The organism is Acidithiobacillus sp. AMEEHan (genome assembly GCF_030996345.1).
GTDB lineage: Bacteria > Pseudomonadota > Gammaproteobacteria > Acidithiobacillales > Acidithiobacillaceae > Igneacidithiobacillus.
Window position 1 is genome coordinate 1,737,524 of sequence record NZ_CP118747.1, and the last position, 18,523, is coordinate 1,756,046.

Below are 18,523 nucleotides of genomic sequence, written 5' to 3' on the forward strand. Positions count from 1 at the left end.
GAGCAGGCGTTTGGCTGGCTCAGGAAGATGCCGACTTACCCCTCGCCGCTGGGGATAGGTCCCAGGCTTGGGCGCAGCTGCAGGCTGCGCAGCTTCCAGGGGGAATGTCTGGCCCTTAACTGCGCCTCAAGCTGGGTGCCAATCTGCTTGGCGAGTTGCTCCTGCGCCGCCGAATCCTCCGGCAGTGCCGCTAGCTCAGGAAAGCGCAGAAAAGTATTGCCGATGACCTCCTGCTCTGCCGGACCGTTGAGAGAGGGCGGCGATTCTCCAGGTGGTCCCTCCAGCTCTACCAGGGGATGGATCTCTAACGCCAGTTCCTGATCGTTGCGGCGCACGGCGGAGCCATAGCTGCCGAGGGCGACGGTCTGGATATGGAGATGCGTTGCTTTGGTGGCACTGGTGCGCGGCGTTGTTTTCTCGCTTTGTTGCGGTTGCGCCGTCAGGTAGAAAAACGCCCCGGCGACCAGAGCCGCAGCGACAATGCCAATACCCCAGCCGCCCGGTTTTGCCATGTCCTTACGGCTTCATTTCGGGGTGTAGGAGCAACACGGGAAGGCTGGTGTCGGAGAGGATGTCTTCACTGGTAACCATGGCCGAGACACTGGAATGGTGTTGTGGGGGTTCCCCATCCTCACTGAGCAACGCAATCTCTGCCCCGCTGCTACGAAACGCAGCGACCAGTTCGTAGAGTTGCACGTCACGGCGTAGCAAGATCCAGTCGGTACTCGCCAGCTCCAACAAGGGGGTGTCCTCGGGCAGGTTACGCCGCCCGAGGATTTCACGCACTCGATGCGAGGCGATGGCAGCCACCGGTTTCCCATCTCGAACCAACAAAATGTGCGGCAGGCGCGGATAGCGCCGCAGCAGACGACGAAGATCGCTGAGCAAGCGATGATCGTGCAGACGTAACAGTGGAGTTTCGACCAGGCTGCTCGCCGAACGCATCAGGTAGAGGTTGCTGTGCCGTGCCTCCGGGATGTAGTGCCCACGTCGCAGGAGTTTGAGGGTATAGATGCTCTCCCGGGTAACCATGCGGCGAATGCCGTAGGCAATGGACGCCACCAGAATCAGGGGGACAATGATGTGATAGTCATTGGTCATTTCAAAGATCATGACCGCCCCGGTCACCGCCGCACCAGTAGAGGACGCGACCATTCCCGCCATTCCCAGCGCCGCGCCCGTGGCAATATGCGCGCCCAGACCGGGGAAGAGAGAGTTGCACAACAAAATGCAGGCGGCACCCACTAACGCGCCGACAAAGAGAGAGGGAGAAAATACGCCGCCAGAGCCGCCGGCAGCGAGGGTGGTGCTGAAACTCAGAATTTTCAGCAAGACCAGCAGGAGCAAGAATCCAGGATTGAGTAGGACGCCATCGAGAACATCCTGAATCGTGGCGTAGCCAACGCCTTCCACATAGTATTTGCCACTGAAGAGAAAGAGAACCCAGATGGTTATGCCAACCGCCCCCATCCCGACCACGGCACGCAGATAGGCGTTGGGTAGCATGTGCTCAAAGAAGTCCTCCGTCCAGTAGAGCATACGGGTAAAGAATAGGCCGATCCCACCCACAATGATCCCTAGCAGCACAAAGACCAGATAATTGCGGATATCCATGTGCGCGGTTTCGGCAATGATATCCGGTGGGATGATGAAGGATGGGAAGTTACCCAGCAGCAGACGCGAGACCAGGGTCGCGGTGCCCGTGGCGATCATGACCGGAACCAGGGTACGGGCGCTGATTTCCACGAGCATCAGCTCAACGGCAAAGAGGACGCCACCCACCGGAGTATTGAAGGTAGCAGCGATGCCAGCCCCTGCGCCTGCGGCGATCAGGCCTAGGCGCTGCCACTCTGGTAGGTGCAGCCAAGCTGAGAGACTCGAGCCAAAGGCGGCGCCGATCTGGATGATGGGTCCCTCGCGCCCCACTGATCCGCCGCTACCGATGGTGATGGCGGATGCCAGGGCCTTGACGATCACCACCACCGGCCGGATGACGCCCGCCCTGTAATAGATGGCATCCATCACTTCGGGGACACCGTGCCCCTTGGCCTCCGGCGCGAAGCTGCGCACCAGCCAGACGACGATCAGACCGCCAACGATCGGTGCGAGAATGATCCCGGCACCCCAGGTACTGGCCTTGGCGTGTTGCAATGCACTGAATACCAGGCTCGCATGGCCGTAAAAAAAGAGGTTATGCATGAGGGCAATGAGGCGACGAAAGACCACCGCGCCGAGGCCAGCGATGACGCCGACAAAAATTGCCAACAGGAAATGGAAAAAGGGATTGCGGCGCAGTTTGCGCCAGCGACTGCGGAGGGCTGCCGTGTCGCTGCTACTTCCTTCCACCATGGGAGCAACGGTGGATTCCACAGCAAGCTCGCTCACGCGGATTGCCCCCCAAGGAAGGAGAGAGCCTGATCCTCGGCAAAAGTTTTGCTGTCGACCTTGCAATAAATGGCGCCCTCGTCAGGGAAGACGGCCACCTCCGCAACGCCGGGTAGGGTGAGAAGCCTTTGCTCCAATCCCCCGTCGGGATTTACCGGCAGGGTAAAAATGCGGGTCGCGAGATAGCGTGGACGCTGCATGCCTAGGGCGATTAGCAACCACAGGACAAAAATGCCGGTTACCACCCAAAAGATGACGCTGTAATTGCGAGCTTCCGGTACGTAGAGCAGGCCCCCAAGGAGGCCGCCACAAAATGCACCGAGAAACTCGGAAGAGGTATAGACGCCGGTTGCCGTTCCTTTCGCGCCAGCGTGGCTGAACTTGGCGATCAGGGAAGGTAGGCTGGCCTCCAGGACATTGAAGCCGACAAAGAAGAGGAAGAGGGCGATGGCGATCATGATCAGGCTATGGTGCGAAACGGCCATCAGGATTCCTGCAACGATCAGCAACCCGATGGCGAAGAGGAAGACCTCCCGCAACTGGCGCTTGGCCTCGCCGACGGCAATTAGCGGCACCATAAACAAGAAAGAGAACAGCATGACCGGCAAGTACAGGGTCCACTGATCCGAGAGCGACAGCAAGGGGTGGCGCGGATCGACCAGTACCAGAGGCAAGACGACAAAGATCGCGGTCAAGCCGGTATGCAACGCAAAAATACCAAAGTCGAGGCGCAGCAGATTCCGGTCTCGCAGCACTGTCCGCAGCATGGCCGGATTCAGTTCGGCATCTCGATGGAATCTTGCGGGACTACTGGGAATGACGAGATACAAGACTGCGATGGCTCCGAGCGCCAGGACTGCAGTTAGCCAAAAAATCCCGGAAACCCCGATGTAATGTGCTAGAGGCGCTGACAGGACCAGGGAGATGCTAAAACTGATCCCGATGGTGATGCCAATGACTGCCATTGCCTTGGTCCAGCGCTCCTCGCGTACGAGATCCGCGGTAAGGGCAATGATTGCCGCCGCCACGGCGCCCGCTCCCTGGATGATGCGGCCAATGAGCAGGCCGTCGATGCTGCTGGCCAAGGCCGCAACCACACTGCCGATAGCAAAAATCAAAAGACCAATGGCGATGACGGGTTTGCGGCCGATGTGATCCGAGAGTTTGCCAAAAGGAATTTGCAGGATCGCTTGGGTGAGGCCATAGGCGCCCAGCGCGATGCCAATCAGCGCCGGATGCTTTGCCGCACCGCGCAGACCATGTGCGTACACCGAAAATACGGGTAACACCAGAAACAAGCCCAGCAATCGAAGTCCAAAAATGCCAGCCAGGGAGAAGACAGCGCGCTTTTCGCGGCGGTCGAGAGCGGATTTTACGGACATTGCGACTCCTACGGAATGTGGGGTATACGCGTGCCGGAAATATACCGCACCTCACTCGGGGGCCGCAAAAATCAGCCCTGTTCCTGCTTTCCCGGTCCCTCGACGACATAGTGGTTCTCTGGCACATCCAGGCCGTGCCGGCGCAAGGGCAGGGTATAGATGCTAGCGCCGAGGAGCATGCGGCGAATGGCAAAAGCGGTGACCGAGGTCAACATGGCTGGCAGCAGGGCTTCATAACTGCCGGTCAGTTCGACGACCATGACCGGCGCGCTCAACAACGCGCCGGTACTGGCGGCCACCATGCCGGCCATTCCGCAGAGGGCGAGCAGACCGATGAGCTCGGCGGGCAAGATCTGCCAATGCAGAAGGAGTAGGCCGTACAGGGCACCCGTGCCTGCACCGATGAAGAGCGAAGGCGAAAAGATGCCACCAGAGCCCCCCGAACCAATGGTCAGGCTGGTCGCCAGCAGCTTGAGCAGTAGCAGGAGCAACAGGATGCCCCAGGCACTGATCTCCCCGCGCAGAATATCCCCGATGCCCGCGTAGCTGCCACCAATCAGGTAGTAGTGGCCGGTCATGGCAAAACAGAGCAACAGCAGGAGGCCAACCAGGAACATTCCCAAGGCATGGCGAAGGTAGGGGTTGCGCAGGAATATCTCGCTGTATTGCGTGATTGCCGTCAGGCTGGCGATGAAGAGAATCGCTGCAAGCGCGTTGATGGCGCCGAGGAGAACAAAGAGGGGAAGATCGGCAGCTTTATTGACGAGAGTCGTGGTGACAGCCGGGAGAAGATGGAAGTTCCCGAAGACCAGTTCGGTGATTTGGCTGGCACCAATGGTTGCGACCAGCGTCGAGAGAATCGTCCATGGGCGCCAGTCTGGGACGATGATTTCCATGGCCAGAAACCAGCCGCCTAGGGGGGCATTGAAGACTGCGGCGATACCCGCCCCCACTCCGCAACCGAGAAGATGAATGCGGCGGTGCGCAGGCATGGTGAAGATGGCGTCCAGCCACGCCGTAATGGCGGCGCCGAACTGCATGGCAGGTCCTTCGCGCCCTGCCGAGCCGCCGGTGCCGATCGTAATGGCCGTAGCCAGAGGGCGCAATAACGCGATGCTGCGCGCCATTCGCCCGTCGCGTGTATAGGCTGCCTCGATCACCTGGCTGACACCAGCGCCCTGAACTGCCGATCCGTATTTGCGGGCCAGGAAAATCACCAGCAGGCCGCCGAGGGTGGGAACCACGGGCAAGGCCCAGCCCCAGGGTGATTGCGGGGTATGTGCGGGTGCACGGTCGTGGAAATCGAAAAGATGCAGGATGGCGACATTGTGAATGAAGGCAACGAGGTAATGGAAAACGATGCCACCAACCCCGGTCAATACGCCGATGATGGCACCCAGGAGAGCGAGCAGGGGGCCTTCACCAAAAGCGCCGTATTCACGATGCCAGAAATGCCATTCGCTCCTCTTCTCCTCGTCCATGGCGATGTCAGCTCACCACCCTCATGGCAATTGAGGCTCTTCCAGCCACTCCCAACGCACGCCGCGCCGCTCGAGCTCAGTTGCCAGCATCTGCCAAGCCGCGCGCAAGCTCGGCGCCTCGCCGCGTAGGCCGAGTTCGATCTGCGTACCCCCCGCCGAGAAGCTGGGCAGACTGGAAAATTCCACCTGCGCGTGTTCTGCGCAGAGGCGTTCCATGAAGTCGACCCAGTCACTTTCCTTTTGCTCTCGCAGGAGGATCCGCAACTGCAAGGCCGGGGCACACAGCGGGAAGTCACGCTCCAGAATCCACTGACTCATCGGTTCCGCCATCTGTGGGAAGCCAGGGAAAAAGTAGCCCTGAAGCAGCTGGAAGCCGGGGATCTGATTGACAGGATTGGGGATGATGCTGGCCCCTTTGGGCAAGTCTGCCATGCGGATGCGGATGGGCTCAGCCCCGTCGCCAAACCTCTCGCGAATCAAACGTGCCGCTTCGGGGTGCCGCTCCAAAGACAAATCCAGCGCCGCTGCGGCGGCCGCCCGGGTCAGGTCGTCAGGGGTAGCGCCCAGGCCACCGAAGGAGAAAAAGGGGCATTCCTGTGCAAAGGCCCAGCGATACTGGTTGATCAGATCCTCCCAGCGGTCTGCCAGCAACAGGCTCCATGCCAGTTCGTAGCCGCGACCCAGCGCCTGCGCACGGCTACGGGCAAAGTGGCGATCCTCCCGTTTGCCGAGCAGGATCTCCGAGCCGACGATGATGATACCCAGGCGTGCGGTCATGCTTGCCCCTGTGGATTGATGCGGGCAGAATTCGGGCTCTGATAGCCGTGGCGCCAGAGCGTCTGCCCTAGCTGCAGGACGCAGTCACCACGCAGCAGATGCCCCAGGGCCTGCGGGTAGAGCTGGTGCTCCAGCGCCAGCACGCGTGCGGACAGACTTTCTGGGGTGTCTGCGCTTAGCACGGGCAAGACACCCTGGGCGATGATTGGTCCGGCGTCGAGTTCTGGCGTGACGAAGTGCACCGTTGCTCCATGCCAGCGAACCCCGGCATGCAAGGCTTGCTGATGGGTGTGCAAGCCGGGAAAGGCGGGTAGCAGGGAGGGATGGATATTGATCAGGCGGCCCAGATAGCGGTGCACGAAACTATCGGTCAGCTGACGCATGAAGCCCGCCAGGATGACCCAGTCCGGGTTGTGGGTGTCGATTGCCGCGGCAAGGGAGTGGTCGAAATCCGCGCGAGTAGCAAAATTCTGGTGTGCAATGACATCCGCAGCGAGGCCGGCATCGCGACACCATGCCAGCCCTGCAGCATCCGCCCGATTGCTGATGACGGCACTGATCCGGGCCGGGAGCTGGCCGCTAGCACAGGCTTGCTGAATGGCACGCAGGTTGCTGCCGCGCCCGGAAATCAGCACCACCAAGCGTTGTTCAGTCAAGATAGACGACTCCGCCGGACGTGCGGGCTTCCAGCCGACCAATGCAGTAGGCGGCGTGCCCGTTGGCGGCGAGGTTCTCGATGGCCGCATCGCGCTGTTCCCAAGGGACGCTGGCGACCATGCCGATGCCGAGATTGAAGACACGACGCATTTCCATCGTGTCCACTTCGCCTTGTTCCTGCAGCCAAGAAAAGATGACGGGTTGCGGCCAGCTTCTCGGATCGATGACCGCAGCCAGTTCTTTGGGCAAGGAACGCGGCAGATTTTCGGTCAAGCCGCCGCCGGTAATGTGTGCCAGGGCGTGAATCTCCACCACGCTGCGCAAGGACTGAATGGCTCGCACATAGATTTGTGTTGGCCGCAGGAGCTGGTCGATGAGTGGTTCACCGTCTAGCTGCAGATGCTGGTGGGCACCTGCCCGCACGAGAATTTTGCGGATGAGGGAGTAGCCGTTGCTGTGTGGCCCCGAGGAGGCAATGCCAATCAATGCATCGCCCGCGCGGCAGCGGCTGCCATCCAGGATGGCATCGCGTTCGACGATGCCCACGGCAAAGCCTGCCAGATCGTAATGATCGTTGGGATACATGCCCGGCATCTCTGCCGTCTCGCCCCCAAGCAATGCGCAGCCGGCCTGTCGACAGCCCTCGGCAATGCCGGCAATGACCTGCTCGGCGACTTCGACATCGAGTTTGCTACAAGCGTAGTAGTCCAGAAACCACAGCGGTTCGGCACCCGATACGAGAATGTCGTTGACACACATGGCCACCAGATCTACGCCGATGCTGCCGTGCTGCTTCGCCTCCAAGGCCAAGAGCAATTTGGTACCAACGCCGTCGGTGCCGGAAACGAGAACCGGTTGGCGATAGCCAGCGGGTAGCGCGAAAAGACCGCCAAAGCCGCCCAGACCGCCCAAAACCTCGGGACGTTGGGTCGCGCTGGCGAGGGGTTGGATGCGGTCGACCAAACGGTTGCCGGCATCGATATCCACGCCGGCTTGCTGATAGGTCAAAGGATCTTTGGGTTTCACATCAGGCTCCTGGAGGGTAATGGTAGGATGGTACGAAGCCACTGCGTTCGCGGCAAGCCAAAAAAAACCCGCAGCGGGCTGCGGGTTTCGTGCCGGATGGCAACTGGCGCTCAGAAGCGCTTGAATACCTGTCCGCTTTTGGCCGCCTGGAAGCGGGCTTCCACCACCGACCAGTTCATGTTTTTGTGCAAGGCGGCGAGGTAATCGCCGCGGCCCAGAGCCTTCCAGTCCACCATGTAGGCATGTTCGAAGACGTCGACCACGACCAGCGGGCTGAAACCGCCGATGTTGCCGTCCTCATGCAGTTGCACAAAGTGGTTATTGATTTGCCCGGTCGTAGCGTCGTAGTAGCAGATCGCCCAGCCGATGCCCCGGCTCTTTGCCGCCGCCATCAGGTCGTCGTGCCAAGCTTCGGCGCTGCCGAATTGCTCCGTCACCGCCGCTTTGAAGCCTGGGGCCTGATCGATGTTGCTGCCGGGCTTGAGCTGGGCAAAGTAGTACTCGTGCAGGACCATGCCATTGTATTCAAAGCCAAAGCGCCGGCGCCGGTCCGCATAGCCCAGGGAAGCGCCCTTGCCTGCCGCCCGCATCTCGTCGAGCTCCTTGCGCAACGCGTTGCTCTGCGCCACATAACCTTTGTAAAGCCCCCAGTGGTCGTTGATCTGCTCATCACTGATACCATCCAGGCCGCTGGGCTTGAGTTCTTCCCGTACTGTATATTCAGACATTCCTGTTCTCCTGTAGCTGGGTGGGAACTGCATCTATCCCCGAATTGTAGTCGGCGAGCCCTGTCGTCTGCAAACGACAATCGGGTCCGTTGCCAGGCTCCTTGATTTCGGACCCCGGCGAACACTGTTACACTGGCGACCAGTCAGCTGAGCGAATGCCTTGTAACGATGGCGTTGTCTTCCGTACCAGGTCAGCAACTTCTGCCGTTGCAGCCGCGGCAACTTGCGGGAATGACCAACCTTCCAGGTCTGCATGAAGAAGCCTTGGCGGCAGTCCGTCAGCTGCGTGCGGCGTCTACTGCGCTCTGTCTCTACGGGGAAACGGGGGCGGGCAAGACCCATCTGCTGCTGTGGGCTGCCTTTGCCGATGGCTTGTGGGCTCCCTATATCGATTGCCGGGCGGTTCCTGGCTCTGGGGACGGCGTTCTCGACCTCTGTGCGGCGCCGTTCCTTTGCCTGGATAACATTGATGCCTGGGCAGGTAGCCTGGCGCGTGAAGAAGAACTTTTTCGTCTCTTTAATTACCGCCTGGATAGAGGCTTACCCTGGCTGGTCAGTTGCATCGCTCCGCGGCCGCGTTGGCTGCTTGCCGACTGGGAAAGTCGTTTGACGGCCCTTACCAGTTATTACCTGAAACGGCCGCAGGACCAGCAACTCGACGCATTGTTGCTGCAGATCTCCGCACGTTTCGGCCCACCGTTTACCGAGCCTTTGCGGCGCCATTTGTTGCGCTGCGAAACGCGCAACCTCAGCACGCTGACGAGTTTGGCCGAGGCCTTCCAAGCCTGGCTTTGGCAACGTCAAGCCACGCCCAGCGTCGCACAATGGCGGATATTTCGAGAGCGGGCGGATGGCTGACTTGTTGGACAATCCACCGAAAGAACGGTCGGGGCGCGGCCGTTGGTATCCGCACCCGCTCACGCCTTGGTGGCGACGCATTCTGTTGCGCTTCATTCGCGCGGGAGTGGACTTCTGGCGGGACGACTGTGTGGATCGGGCTTCTTTGCTTGCCTACACCACTCTACTTGCTATCGTGCCTTTGCTAGCAGTAATTTTCAGCTTGTGGAATCTCATTGGATTCAATGAAGATAAACGGCAACTGATCGATCGCTATGTATTTCAGAGTTTTGTTCCCCAAGTAGGGGAAGCGGTCATTCATTGGCTTAACGTTCTGGCGGCCCGGGGCGCGGGGCTGGGGTGGTACGGAGTGATTGGCTTGTTGATTACGGCGCTGCTGCTTCTTCACGAAATTGAGCGCCATTTTAACGCGATTTGGAATGAAAAGATCACTACGCACTGGCTGCGACCTTTGCGTTACATTCTGCTCATTGTTCTCGGTCCCATTGCCAGCGCCGCGTTGATTCTTTCCTTGGAACCTGTGCAACACTGGCTGCTCCACTTCGGTACCATGCCAGCGCTACCTACGCAATTTAGCTATGTCATTGCATTTGTCGTCGAGGTAGTGATCTTTTTGGCGTTATATAGAATTTTGCCGGCCGCGCGAGTTACCTTTATCGATGCATTTCTTGGTGCGCTGACTGCGGCTATTCTGCTCAATGTCGCCAAATACTTGCTGGCGCAATACATCCGTTACTCGATCACCGAGACGCTCTATGGGGCGTTGGGCTTGCTGCCGGTGTTTTTGTTGTGGCTCTACATGACCTGGTTGGCGGTGTTGTTTGGGGCTGAATTGGCGGCGGCGGCGCAGCGTCGGGATCCTATCGGCGAAGGTTCTACGGGCAAGGCGCAGAAAAACCCTACGAATTAGCTTTATATCTATGGATTTGAATCGGCAAGAAAGGACATCGTCATGAAATTATTCCCCTATCTGGGACTCGTTGGTATGGCAGTAAGCTTGGCAGGGTGTGGCTCGGCGACCAACAACGGCTTGCTACCTTCCGGACCGGTAATGCCACCGTTGCCCCAGCCCGTATCGCAGCCGACACCTGCGCCCGCTGCGCCGATCGTGCCGAAGGAGAAATTACCGCAACTCCCCAGGACTTCTTCCACCTCGATCCGCGAGGAGAGTTTGCCGACGCAAGCGCTGCCGTCCCCAGCCAGCCCTCCGGCAACCGTGATTCCTGAAGCGAAAGTGACTCCAATGGTGAAGGAAGCTACGGGGATCACCAGTGGCAGTTTTGCGCAGACCTGGACCCAGGATCTTGCCAGTGCCCGTCAGCAAAGTACCTCGTGCATTGGCGAAAGTGGCGCGCAGCGGGTTTCCTGCTGGCAGGGCGTCTCCAGCTGGGCGCAGGCGCGCGCGACAAGCTATGGATCGGCAGCGAAGATTTTGCCCGGCGCGCAGGCGGAACAGGCAGGCGCAGCGCAGAAGTTTTTTCAGACGACCAGCCAGTGGGCCAGCGCCTGTAGTAGCCTTTCGGCAGCGGACTGCGCCAAATCTCCGCTCATCGCCAAGATGCAGCAATGGAAGTCGTCGGTCGGCATTTCAGCAGGGGGTGGGAAATAAAGCTGGTGGGCGACGCCTCGTGTTGAAGGCGCCTGTCCGCTTTCAAAGCTTGGCGTAGGAGTGCAATCCCCCCAGGAACAGATCCACACCGATGAAGCAGAAGGTGACGGTCAGCAGACTGATGACCGACCACCAGGCCAAGGTTTTCCCCGATGGCCGATGCTGTGGACTGCGGCCCCGTAAATGCAGATACGCGGCGTAGTTGAGCCAGACGATCAGGGCCCAGGTTTCCTTGGGGTCCCAGGACCAAAAGCCCCCCCAGGCCTTTGCCGCCCATACCGCACCGAGAATGGTGCCAGCGGTAAAAAACAGGAAACCAAAGGTCACCATGGCCGCCATGATGCGTTCCAGTTGATTGAGATCGGGCAGGCGCTCCACCAAACGACTGCCCAGGCGTTCCGCCCGCTGGCGCAGCAGATAGGCAAGGCCGACCATTGCCGCCAGATAGAAATTGGCATAAGCGATGAACTCGCAGGGGACATGCAACTTGATCCAGAAGCTGTTCAGAGCTGGCACGATGGGCTGGATCTGATTTTGGTGGTAGGCGATTCCGACCCAAATCAGGAAGATATCGGCCGCCAGGATCATCGGCATGGCGAAGGCACCCAGGCCGCGACGCTTGCCCTGCGCTTCGTAGTACAGGTAGAAGAGAGCGGTAATGGTGCAGAGCAGCACCATGGCATCATACATATTGGTGACCGGAATGTGGCCCCAGGATGGGTGCCCCACATAGGTCTCTTTCCAGCGGATCGCCAGGCCGGCAAAGCCGAGCACGGTTGCCAGCCAGGCAAAGCGGTGACCGCGATCACCGGCACTCTGTGAACCGGCGTAGAGATACCAGTAATAGCTGGCCGCGCTTACCAGGATGGCAGCGCTCATCCAATAGAACATCGCGGTGCTCTGGAAGAGGTAGCGCAGCAGAAGACTGTCGGCGGCGGTGCAGCCAGCCATGTAGAGACCCACGCCTGGCGCTGCAACTACGAGAATGGCGAAAAACAGGCGGCGGAAGGCTGGCCAATGCCAGCCAAACCAAAGCAGTCCCGCATACCAGATCCCGAGGGTGATATATTGCCACATCCAGAAGTCGGCGCGAAAAATCGCCCAGACGGCAAAGGCACCAGCGGTCAACGCCACCGCCCAAAGGCGTTGCCAGAGGCGTTGTTCCCGCGCTCCTTGAGGGAAGGCGAACCACTGACGAAGCTCACTGACATCAACAGCCATGGTCAATCCTCCTCAGGGTCGATAGCCCGGGACATTCATCTTGATCCCGTTGCTGAGGTAACTCATGAAATACGCCAGATCACGATATTCTGGGCTATCCAGCTTTTGCGGGGCAGCGCCCACCTTTTTGTCGCAGCCCTGAAAACGCTTTTCAAAGGTATTGACGGCGCTCCAGGAGGCGCGATAAGTCGGGAAGTGCGCGCTTTGCCCGAGCACCGGCGAGATGATCTGTCCGCGCAGATATTTTCCGGCATAGGCCACGTGACAACTGGCGCAGCTGAAATTGAGTTGTCCACGATGCATGAAGTAATAGGCCTTTCCTTCTTCAAAGGCGCGTACGGCTCCGGGACCCTCTACCTTGACATCGGTAGGCATTCCATTGGATAGCGAGCCAAAGTAGGTTTCCAGAGCAATCAGATCGCTGCTGCCGAGCTGCAAAGGCGCCAGATGATTGTCTACCCGGCAGGCATTGATGCGCATCGCGGCAGTGACCACCTGATGCGTCTTGTCGCTGTAATAGGGATAGCCGGCAGCAACACCCTTGCCGCCATCAGGGAAGCAGGACGCATAGGTTTTTCCATCCGGAAATTTGCTATCCCAAAGTTTTTTTCCTTGGCTCAGGGTAAGATCGCCGGGATTGAATTGTAGCGCCTGTTGGTACTGTTCATAGTCCTGTTTATTGAAGGCATAACTCCCCAGCGCGTACTGTTCGAGACTCATTTTAGGGAATTGTTCCTTGAAGTATTGGTGAAATTCCTGCAGCGTCTTCTGTGGACCAACCTTGGTATTCCCCAGTTGCCACCAATCGATGGCGTTGGCCGAGAGGGCGGCACTACCAAGTGCCAAGCCCAAGCTCAAGGAGAGGATTCGTTTTGCGTATTTCATGGCGTTTCTCCCAGTGTGAAATGATTACTTTTGCAGGGACCAAAGATAATCCGCAACCAGTTCGAGTTGATGATGTGTCAATACCTTGTTTTTGCCGAATTGCGGCATATTGATGTGGGGTATGGTTTTTTCCGGATCGTAAAGAAAATCTACCAGTTTTTGCCGATTATGAAAGACGATCTTGAAGGGAAAATGGGTCAGATCTGGTCCTACATCGCCGGCCATCGTCCCTCCCGGCAATACGTGGCAGGCAAGACAGTTACCTTCGGCACGATTGAAGGCAATGGACTTTCCTGCGGCGATGTCGGCGGCGCTGGGCGCGGCGATCGCGGCGGCGGGCAGGGCAACGGCACTCAGCAAGAGCAGGATGCGAGAGCTTTGATGAAACATGATGTTCTCCTTTTGCTGTGATCTAGGATCGGAGCTCCTCGGTGATTTCGAGGAATTCCTGGTGAAAATCCTCCGAATTGCGTGAACTATCGCCGCTGAGCCGCAATTGATGGGCAGCCGTCTGGCGAATCCACAGGCGTTTACGCGGCACGTAGAAGAGAATGAAGATTCCGCCCACCAGCAGAAAACACGCGCCATAGACAATCTGCATTCCGGGGTATTTGGTCATTTCGAGTCCTGCCGACCAACGCAGGTCAAGATGATGCAGGGTTACCAGAAAGGGAAGGGGATAGTCATGCAGGCTGTGCAGTGCAATCAGGCTCGCCCGCAGAAAATTGGATCGTTCCTGCGCCGTGAGTTGAATGTCATGCGCTGCAGCGACCTGCTTTAGGGTTTGCCGGAAAACTGTTGCACTCGCATTGGCGCCCTGCGCGGCGGCATTCTCCAACGCGCCTAGGTAGTCCAGGAAAAGGCCTGCACCGCCCTTGGGACCCTCGGGAATGGCCAGATATTGTTCTGCGCCACTTCTCTGAGGATGGTAGGCAAGCAGCAAAAAGCTCTCTCCATGACGCTTCAGAGGCCACAAATAACTCTTGTAGATCCAGTTTTCGCCAGTTTTGCGATCGGTAACCCGGTAGCGGACGATGGGACCGACATTGATCATACTGTGTCCTGGACGCTCTGCCAGTCCCAGATCCTTGCGCGGAATGGTGTTGTTGACTTTCAGTTTCTCGATGGTCAGCTCGTAGTTACCGGAGCCGGCACGCAGCTTTTGGCCAACGCGTACGGCGAAGCTATTGGCTGGCAATTCAGGATCGAGCAGGGAATGACTCTGGAATTGGAGTAACGAGCGACCGTCGTTATACGAAGTTTGATAGATACTGACACCGTCGTAGGTCAGTGGATGATTGGGATAGGCGATGCCGGAATGGAGCAATTTTCCGTGCGCGTTGTATAGGGTGATACGGGAGATGAAGCTTTTGGCGATGCCATTGCGGTAGTGGGTGATGGTGAAATGATCGAGATGGACGGTGAAAGGAAGGCGTTGCACCAGAAAACCATCACCAATCAGCTCGAACATTGCGTTCACGCTTTGTCCTACGGGAATGCTGATGATGCCACGGAAGGCGCTGTTGTTGGCAGGAAGCCAATCTTTTTGGGGAATTTTGGATAGGGGTAACGCAAAATTGGTTAGCGGCGTAATGGAGCCCAGCCACTCCCGGATCTTCAGTGGTAAATTTGCGTTGTATAGTGCTCCGGCGCAGAACAGAATGATGGCGAAATGGGTAAAAATATAACCGAGACGATAGAATCTGCCTTTCTGTGCCAGGATGATTTTCTTTCCATCCGGTCCTGCAAGTGCATGGGTGCGATATCCTCTCTCCCGCAAGATGGCCAGCTCTTGATCCAGGGAACCACTGCTCGATGCTGCACGGATTTCTGCCTGTTCTGGACGACTGGCGAGAAATTTGTGGCTGGAGAGTCGCTTGGGCAGCGCCATGTCGCGCAGCATGGTGGGCGTATTGCGGGTAATGCAGGATGCCGTCGACAGCACCAGAAAAGCCACCAGGCCGATATACCAACCACAACGATAGACATCATACAGATCGAGGTCAGCGAATACGCGGTACCAGAATGGGCCAAACTGTGCGACGTACTGGTGGTAGCTCACCTGCTGGGCAAGAATGGTACCGATGATTGACGCGATAGCGACGAAGAGCAGCAGGTGAACCGCCAGACGCATGGAAACCAGCGCCTGCCAGACAAGGCGGGCGCTGGCGCTCCAATGGCGTCGTGCGAGCGGCTCAGGAAGCGAGGGGCTGTGCTCGATCGCCATGGTCGGAACTCTTCAATATCCAGATCTGATAGAGGCTAATGGCCATTCCAATCAGTACCACAGGGCAAGAGAAAATGCCGCCGATCAAAACCAGCCAGACAAAATCCGGACTTTGTTTGGTCAGGAACCAGCCGGCGAAATCGATAAAAAATGCCAGGAAGGGAATGGCAATGAAAAAGACTTTCACTCCCTTGGAGCTGCGCGTGCGCGCAAAGATCCAGCCAGCAATCCAGAAGATCACGCCTAGGGTGGTCAAATGAATCATGCCATTCATCAGCATAGCGGAGTAGGGCATCCCCATATCGACCTTGGCCTGCTTTTTCAACAAATCGAAACTGCCAATGTTAGGCATACCAATGCTGTGACATTTCAGACACGAGGCGTTGATCAACGGGCGTACGTTTTTCTCGTAATCCGTGCGACTTTCACCATTGGCGATCCAGTGATTGACCGCTGACAGCATTTTTGGTTTTTCTGCAGCGGGGACTTGGGCCATGGACATCATCGCTGGCAACATGGTCTGCAGTTTGCTGGAACTGCGGTTGCCATAGTAGTGGACGACCAGGTCCTGCAGCGAAATCCCGGGCTTGCCATCGGCGCCGTGGATCACGAAGTAGGTATAGGCCTCTGCGGACAGGAGGCCCAGGCCGACCAGAAAGATGAAACCCGTATATAGCAGTTTTTCGATGAAGGGCAGATCGGGCAGGAGTTTCATGGATCGACACCCTCAGAGATCATATTCCTTGGGGAAGGCGATACCAGGATTGCCACGCATATTTTTGGTCAGCACGGGCAGGTCGCGATGGTCGACACGGACGGTTTTCTGGTCCTTCAGCCATTTCGCGAAAATATCCCAGACCGGTGTCCCCTCAACCTTTTGCATGGCCGCCCAGCCAGCAACCTTGTATTTTTTGCTCGCGTGCACCAGCTTGCCGCCGACCCGCAGGTCGCTGATGCGTTTGTTGATGGTTTCCGAGGGATCGAAAGTATACTGGATGTTTCCTACCCGAATCATATCGCCACCCTGAATGTAATAGGGATCGGGATTGAAAAGATTATCCGCCACCTGTTCCATGACGTTCTTCAGCTCGGCTCCGGTGTATTCGGTCACTGTCACCTGTGGATAGGTGATGGCGGTTTGCCCCATGACATCTTCCATGGTGATGGTTTCCCCTGGCAGTTTGGTGTAGCCCCAGCGGAAGCCCGGAGAGAAAGCTGCTTCGCAATCCATTTCTTCGCGCAGCGCATTACAGATCAACTGATCGAAGGTGCCGTTGAAATTGTCGCGACGGTAGAGCAGGCTCTCGGTGACGGCCATGGGTTCCGCCAGTTTCTCTGCATAGGGTGCCCGGACCTTCGCGATGTAGTCGTCCATTTCTTTGTCTGCTGGAATCATGTTCGAAAGAATGGGTAAATAATGGAAACGCCAGCCTTTCAGCTTTCCCTTGCCCACATCGAGATCGAAACGCGCCAGGAATTTGCCATTGGTGCTGGTATTGATGATGATCGTCTTGTTGACCATTACCGGCTTCGGCCCCATGATTTCATGCGTATGGCCGCCAAGAATGATATCGATGCCATTCACCTGGGAAGCCATCTTTTTATCGACATCTGCACCATTGTGCGAAAGTACGACCACCACGTCCGCGTGATGTTTTTCTCGACATTCATCGACCATTTTTTGCATGTGCCCAGGATGAATGCCAAAAGACCATTTCGGAATGAAGTACGCAGGGTTGGCGATCGGCGTGAAGGGGAATGATTGTCCGATCACCGCCACTTTCACGCCATTGACCTCACGAATATCATAGGGATCGAACACCGGCTCATCCCAGGGGATGGTGAAGACGTTTTGCGAAAGAAATTTCGCCTTGAGTTTGTGTTTCAGTAAATACTCGACGCGGTCGGCACCGTAGGTAAATTCCCAGTGTCCGACGAAATAGTCTTCCTTCAGTAGATTTTGCGCGCCGACCATGTCCTCGCCGCGCGTCCACAGACTGGTTGCTGAGCCCTGCCAAGCATCGCCGCCATCAAAGAGCAGGGTACGATCGGCGCCGACCTGCTCGCGGTAGCGCTTCACCAGGGTGGCGATGTGCGAATAACCGCCGATTTTCCCATATTTGTGGGCCAAGGTATCGAAGTCCAGACAGGACAGGGCATACCCTTCTGGAGTCCCCGCCTTGATGCCGTAATAGTCAAGTTTGTAATTGCCCACCAGATGTGGCGTCACCCCCCATTCATGCTGCTTGCGGGTGCCGATATTGGTGCCCGGTTCGCGCCACCAAACCGGAAGCAGCTGGGCATGGGTATCGGTGATGTGAAGCAGGGTGACATTGCCGTACTTGGGGATGTCGTAGGGATCACTTCCGCTTCCCCAACTCGAAGCCAGCGCCGAAGGCGCGAGAAAACCACTGGCACCGGCAATACCCATGATGGCCATAAAATCTCTGCGGCTGATATTCATCTCGAAAAAACTCCTCTTCTGTTTTGGGCAAAACCGCTGGCTTGAGCCAACGAACGCGATTTCTCAGGCCGCATCATGCGGCGGGTGCAACCCAGTCCGGGATTTTGTGCAACTCCCGAGACATGGGGATCTGCTGTAGGGCCTTGATGACACCACTGTCGACCGCTTTGGTGACCTTTTTGTTGGCGCTGGAGGTACCGGCGTAGGCGATGCGCTCGCCATAGACGATGTAACTGTCTTGCCCGCGCCCAAACACCGTCAGGTTAAGCGGGCAGGCAGCGGCACTCGGCCAGTAGGTATTGAGCAACTTGCTGAAATCGTAGGGGTTGCAAAAAACGATGGCGCGTGCGTCGGTAAAATGTACGGCATCAAAGTCAGGGATCTTGAGGGTTTTCTGCTGCCCTTCGATGAGCTTGAGAATGTTGAGCTTGAGGACGATCTTGTAGCCGGCAGCATGAAGACTGTTAGTGATTTCCGACATCGTGCTGGCAATGGGGAGATCGACCTTCTCCACATACAGTGGAGCAGCGCAGGCCTGCGTCACGGTGAAAACCGTGAAAAAACCGAGTACGGCGGCGGTGATTCGCTTCATTAGAGACTCCAAATGTCATTGCATAAACATTGTAGCAATATGTATGCCGTAAAGATTGGCAGTCCAGGTGGAACCGGGCCGAATACAGAAAGTCTCTGAAAATCAGAAGGGTGTTGGTAATCTGCGGGGCTTGGGAAGAGGGATGGCGCGGATGACGCCGTTGCAGCCGGCTATGGGATGGACCGAATGGAACAGTAGGGCGCTGTCGGGGAACAATGGGGCCGACGAGGC

The 18,523-nt window shown here is 57.6% G+C and carries 18 protein-coding genes; 3 read left to right on the top strand and 15 right to left on the bottom strand.

What is annotated here, in order from left to right:
• Nucleotides 1–35: 35 nt before the first annotated feature.
• The 8 genes from ORD17_RS09035 to ORD17_RS09070 form a co-directional block, all read right to left on the bottom strand.
• Nucleotides 36–512, bottom strand: a complete 477-nt coding sequence (locus ORD17_RS09035; protein WP_308388077.1) for a hypothetical protein — start codon at nt 510–512, stop codon at nt 36–38.
• Between the two features lie 4 nt (nt 513–516).
• Nucleotides 517–2,385 (bottom strand): chloride channel protein, encoded by a 1,869-nt coding sequence (locus tag ORD17_RS09040; RefSeq protein WP_308388078.1) that lies wholly within the window; start codon nt 2,383–2,385, stop codon nt 517–519.
• Nucleotides 2,382–3,767, bottom strand: a complete 1,386-nt coding sequence (locus ORD17_RS09045; protein ID WP_308388080.1) for an MFS transporter — start codon at nt 3,765–3,767, stop codon at nt 2,382–2,384. The genes ORD17_RS09040 and ORD17_RS09045 overlap by 4 nt, the downstream gene beginning before the upstream one ends.
• 71 nt (nt 3,768–3,838) lie before the next feature.
• Nucleotides 3,839–5,248, bottom strand: a complete 1,410-nt coding sequence (locus ORD17_RS09050; RefSeq protein ID WP_308388082.1) for a chloride channel protein — start codon at nt 5,246–5,248, stop codon at nt 3,839–3,841.
• 21 nt (nt 5,249–5,269) lie between these two features.
• Complete coding sequence (locus ORD17_RS09055; RefSeq protein ID WP_308388083.1) at nt 5,270–6,025, bottom strand: molybdopterin-binding protein; 756 nt, start codon at nt 6,023–6,025, stop codon at nt 5,270–5,272.
• Nucleotides 6,022–6,681: a phosphoribosylglycinamide formyltransferase gene (purN, locus tag ORD17_RS09060; protein WP_308388085.1), complete on the bottom strand. Its 660-nt coding sequence runs from the start codon at nt 6,679–6,681 to the stop codon at nt 6,022–6,024. The genes ORD17_RS09055 and purN overlap by 4 nt, the downstream gene beginning before the upstream one ends.
• Nucleotides 6,674–7,708, bottom strand: coding sequence for a phosphoribosylformylglycinamidine cyclo-ligase (gene purM, locus ORD17_RS09065; RefSeq protein ID WP_308388087.1), 1,035 nt, complete (start codon nt 7,706–7,708; stop codon nt 6,674–6,676). The genes purN and purM overlap by 8 nt, the downstream gene beginning before the upstream one ends.
• Nucleotides 7,709–7,818: 110 nt before the next feature.
• Nucleotides 7,819–8,436, bottom strand: a complete 618-nt coding sequence (locus tag ORD17_RS09070) for a Fe-Mn family superoxide dismutase (RefSeq protein ID WP_308388088.1) — start codon at nt 8,434–8,436, stop codon at nt 7,819–7,821.
• A gap of 174 nt (nt 8,437–8,610) precedes the next feature.
• Between ORD17_RS09070 and ORD17_RS09075 the strand changes: the two genes are divergently transcribed.
• The 3 genes from ORD17_RS09075 (at nt 8,611) to ORD17_RS09085 (ending at nt 10,903) form a co-directional block, all read left to right on the top strand.
• Nucleotides 8,611–9,294: a hypothetical protein gene (locus tag ORD17_RS09075; RefSeq protein ID WP_308388089.1), complete on the top strand. Its 684-nt coding sequence runs from the start codon at nt 8,611–8,613 to the stop codon at nt 9,292–9,294.
• Nucleotides 9,295–9,400: 106 nt separating this feature from the next.
• Nucleotides 9,401–10,204: a YhjD/YihY/BrkB family envelope integrity protein gene (locus ORD17_RS09080; protein ID WP_308390085.1), complete on the top strand. Its 804-nt coding sequence runs from the start codon at nt 9,401–9,403 to the stop codon at nt 10,202–10,204.
• Nucleotides 10,205–10,246: 42 nt separating this feature from the next.
• Nucleotides 10,247–10,903, top strand: a complete 657-nt coding sequence (locus ORD17_RS09085; protein WP_308388091.1) for a hypothetical protein — start codon at nt 10,247–10,249, stop codon at nt 10,901–10,903.
• Between the two features lie 42 nt (nt 10,904–10,945).
• Here the strand turns inward: ORD17_RS09085 and ccsB are convergent, their stop codons facing one another.
• The 7 genes from ccsB to ORD17_RS09120 form a co-directional block, all read right to left on the bottom strand.
• The gene (gene ccsB, locus ORD17_RS09090; protein ID WP_308388094.1) at nt 10,946–12,124 is read right to left on the bottom strand and encodes a c-type cytochrome biogenesis protein CcsB; all 1,179 of its coding nucleotides are present in this window, start codon (nt 12,122–12,124) and stop codon (nt 10,946–10,948) included.
• Between the two features lie 12 nt (nt 12,125–12,136).
• Nucleotides 12,137–13,009: a sulfur oxidation c-type cytochrome SoxA gene (gene soxA / locus ORD17_RS09095; protein ID WP_308388095.1), complete on the bottom strand. Its 873-nt coding sequence runs from the start codon at nt 13,007–13,009 to the stop codon at nt 12,137–12,139.
• 24 nt (nt 13,010–13,033) lie between these two features.
• Nucleotides 13,034–13,399: a sulfur oxidation c-type cytochrome SoxX gene (gene soxX, locus ORD17_RS09100; protein ID WP_308388096.1), complete on the bottom strand. Its 366-nt coding sequence runs from the start codon at nt 13,397–13,399 to the stop codon at nt 13,034–13,036.
• Between the two features lie 22 nt (nt 13,400–13,421).
• The gene (locus ORD17_RS09105; protein ID WP_308388097.1) at nt 13,422–15,236 is read right to left on the bottom strand and encodes a cytochrome c biogenesis protein ResB; all 1,815 of its coding nucleotides are present in this window, start codon (nt 15,234–15,236) and stop codon (nt 13,422–13,424) included.
• Nucleotides 15,205–15,951, bottom strand: coding sequence for a hypothetical protein (locus ORD17_RS09110; protein ID WP_308388099.1), 747 nt, complete (start codon nt 15,949–15,951; stop codon nt 15,205–15,207). Before ORD17_RS09110 ends, ORD17_RS09105 begins: the two co-directional genes overlap by 32 nt.
• A gap of 12 nt (nt 15,952–15,963) precedes the next feature.
• Nucleotides 15,964–17,700: a thiosulfohydrolase SoxB gene (gene soxB, locus ORD17_RS09115; protein ID WP_308388101.1), complete on the bottom strand. Its 1,737-nt coding sequence runs from the start codon at nt 17,698–17,700 to the stop codon at nt 15,964–15,966.
• A gap of 73 nt (nt 17,701–17,773) precedes the next feature.
• Nucleotides 17,774–18,292, bottom strand: coding sequence for a DUF302 domain-containing protein (locus ORD17_RS09120; RefSeq protein WP_308388102.1), 519 nt, complete (start codon nt 18,290–18,292; stop codon nt 17,774–17,776).
• Nucleotides 18,293–18,523: the final 231 nt, after the last annotated feature.

Excerpts from the sequence above, each read along its gene's own strand:
- ORD17_RS09035 (WP_308388077.1), bottom strand. The coding sequence starts at position 512 with ATGGCAAAACCGGGCGGCTGGGGTATTGGCATTGTCGCTGCGGCTCTG.
- ORD17_RS09045 (WP_308388080.1), bottom strand. The coding sequence starts at position 3,767 with ATGTCCGTAAAATCCGCTCTCGACCGCCGCGAAAAGCGCGCTGTCTTC.
- ORD17_RS09050 (WP_308388082.1), bottom strand. The coding sequence starts at position 5,248 with ATGGACGAGGAGAAGAGGAGCGAATGGCATTTCTGGCATCGTGAATAC.
- ORD17_RS09055 (WP_308388083.1), bottom strand. The coding sequence starts at position 6,025 with ATGACCGCACGCCTGGGTATCATCATCGTCGGCTCGGAGATCCTGCTC.
- ORD17_RS09070 (WP_308388088.1), bottom strand. The coding sequence starts at position 8,436 with ATGTCTGAATATACAGTACGGGAAGAACTCAAGCCCAGCGGCCTGGAT.
- ORD17_RS09085 (WP_308388091.1), top strand. The coding sequence starts at position 10,247 with ATGAAATTATTCCCCTATCTGGGACTCGTTGGTATGGCAGTAAGCTTG.
- ccsB (WP_308388094.1), bottom strand. The coding sequence starts at position 12,124 with ATGGCTGTTGATGTCAGTGAGCTTCGTCAGTGGTTCGCCTTCCCTCAA.
- soxA (WP_308388095.1), bottom strand. The coding sequence starts at position 13,009 with ATGAAATACGCAAAACGAATCCTCTCCTTGAGCTTGGGCTTGGCACTT.
- soxX (WP_308388096.1), bottom strand. The coding sequence starts at position 13,399 with ATGTTTCATCAAAGCTCTCGCATCCTGCTCTTGCTGAGTGCCGTTGCC.
- ORD17_RS09105 (WP_308388097.1), bottom strand. The coding sequence starts at position 15,236 with ATGGCGATCGAGCACAGCCCCTCGCTTCCTGAGCCGCTCGCACGACGC.
- ORD17_RS09110 (WP_308388099.1), bottom strand. The coding sequence starts at position 15,951 with ATGAAACTCCTGCCCGATCTGCCCTTCATCGAAAAACTGCTATATACG.
- soxB (WP_308388101.1), bottom strand. The coding sequence starts at position 17,700 with ATGAATATCAGCCGCAGAGATTTTATGGCCATCATGGGTATTGCCGGT.
- ORD17_RS09120 (WP_308388102.1), bottom strand. The coding sequence starts at position 18,292 with ATGAAGCGAATCACCGCCGCCGTACTCGGTTTTTTCACGGTTTTCACC.